The sequence below is a fragment of the Clostridium sp. genome, from assembly GCF_030532265.1.
GTDB lineage: Bacteria > Bacillota > Clostridia > Clostridiales > Clostridiaceae > Clostridium.
In genome coordinates this window covers 1-1,938 of the sequence record NZ_JAUNLM010000125.1, presented here as the reverse complement: position 1 = coordinate 1,938, position 1,938 = coordinate 1, and the positions used below count along the sequence as shown (strand labels likewise).

The following is a 1,938-nucleotide window of genomic DNA, read 5'->3' as shown; positions in this document are numbered from 1 at the left end:
TTCATATTGTGGTTTTATAACAAAAAAACTTAATATTGCTGAAATTAAGGTAGCTACTATAGTAATTAACGCTATTAATTTCCATCTTTTCTTTAAAGCGTAAGCAACTTCTTGTAAGCTTATAGTATTTTCTTCCATGGATCCTCCTATTAATCTATTTAGTTTTTTAACAAATTAATCTCACTTAATTATAATATAACAAAACCAGACTTTCATAAAGACCTTATAATTTCTATATTTTCTTTTTTTCCTATTTTAACTAATTATTTTTTAATATAAAACTCCTTTATTTTAAATTAAATTAAATACACACAAAAATAAATTCAAAAATTTACATATACTTTATTTGTAAATTAGTTATTTTAAAAAATATGAATTACTTTCTCTTAAGAAAACCAACTTTTTTTAAATAAAAAGTTTTAATTTCCAAATAATTCTACTTATTTCTTATAAAATCACTTTTTGACAAATAATACATTTGACTTTTTTCAACAAATACTCATATTTATGAACTTTTTGTTAACTTTACTTTTCTTATAACTTTTAAAGCATTTTATTAATAGTAATTAATTTATATCATTGAATTGAAACTATTGCTTGTATACAACTTTTATTGTTATACATCCCAAATCATCTTTTCTTATTTTTGAAAGCTTCACACTTAAATTTCCCCAATTAAACTTTCTTTTTTTCCATTTACTCTCTTCTAAAGAAACTCCAAAATTATTGGAAACCCACTGTTCATATCGCTCAAATTGATATTTCTCCATGTTATCAATACTTCTAAGATCTATTTCCTTTGGCCTAATCCCCTTAAATTCAATATCAACCCAAAAATCTAACCCCTCCACCTTAACAGGCTCTAAAAGTTCGAATTTATTTCTATCTTTAAATTCTGATACTGTAAAATCATAGTTCTTCTTCAAATATCTTTTAAAAAGATACTTATTTGTCCTCTTCTTAATATTTTTTTTCCCAATCTTAATACTTCCCTTGCATAAACTCATAATTTCACCTAATATTAATATTATTTTTATAAAAAACCTTTTACTTTTAATAATATTTCCTTTCCCGCTTAATTTTAGTTTTATTTCATATACTTTATTCCCTATTGAAATATATTTTCATCTTATCAAAACATAATATTTAGGTAAATTTAATTCGTTTTACAATTTATAACACGCTATTTTTTAATTTTATTTTTCATAATTCTATTTTTAAGTAAAATTATATTATTAAAATTAAATACATATTCTAGTTACATATTTAATAATATAGAAAATCTTAGTTTATAAATTATAAAAAAAATATTATTACTTATTTTAAAATTTTTTAATTATGTTTTTAAAGATTTTTCAACTGTTCAATTTAATAGTTATAATATTTAATTCTTTCTTAGCACATATACCCCAAACTATAAAAGGCTTGTACCAAATTCTCATCATAAAACTTATAAACCAGTTACTTAAAACAATTAATATAAAATACTTCTATATTATTCTGTAATATAAGAAGTGTTATATTATCTTCCTTTAAGAATCTATAAATTTTATTAATGAGTTACTTCGGTACAAGCCTCTTAATAACTTAATATATATTTTTACTTTTATTAATCTTTAGCTTAAAGAAACTACTCTTTTCCTAAAAACTAATTTTACATATTCAATTATCCAATCTAATTTTTATAAAGTTAAGCTTTATAAAGATTAATTAACTGTATGAAATCATAATTATACATAGTAAATTCAATCTAAAGTTCATCATTTACTTTATCTATACTTTTAATTGTTTCTTCTAGTTCTTCATTGCTTTCCTCTAATTTTAATCTTCCATAGATAACTTTATTTACTATTAAAGCTATACCTATACCCATTATTATAAATGCTATTCTCATAGGTACTGAAACTCCTGGTTGGAATAAAATCATTGCAGCTCCTA

Annotated in this window: 2 protein-coding genes and 1 pseudogene; all 3 read right to left on the bottom strand. The window is 21.3% G+C overall.

All coding sequences use genetic code 11. The features are described 5' to 3' along the window. Positions 1–138: Wzz/FepE/Etk N-terminal domain-containing protein (locus tag Q4E08_RS12105; protein WP_303131283.1), on the bottom strand; the 138-nt coding region annotated here is incomplete at its 3' end. A gap of 452 nt (positions 139–590) precedes the next feature. Beyond that, complete coding sequence (locus tag Q4E08_RS12100) at positions 591–1,007, bottom strand: hypothetical protein (protein ID WP_303131280.1); 417 nt, start codon at positions 1,005–1,007, stop codon at positions 591–593. Positions 1,008–1,750: 743 nt separating this feature from the next. Continuing rightward, positions 1,751–1,938: pseudogene (locus Q4E08_RS12095) on the bottom strand (FUSC family protein); the annotation flags it as partial.

Coding starts and splice junctions, on each gene's coding strand:
- Q4E08_RS12100 (WP_303131280.1), bottom strand. CDS start 1,007: ATGAGTTTATGCAAGGGAAGTATTAAGATTGGGAAAAAAAATATTAAG.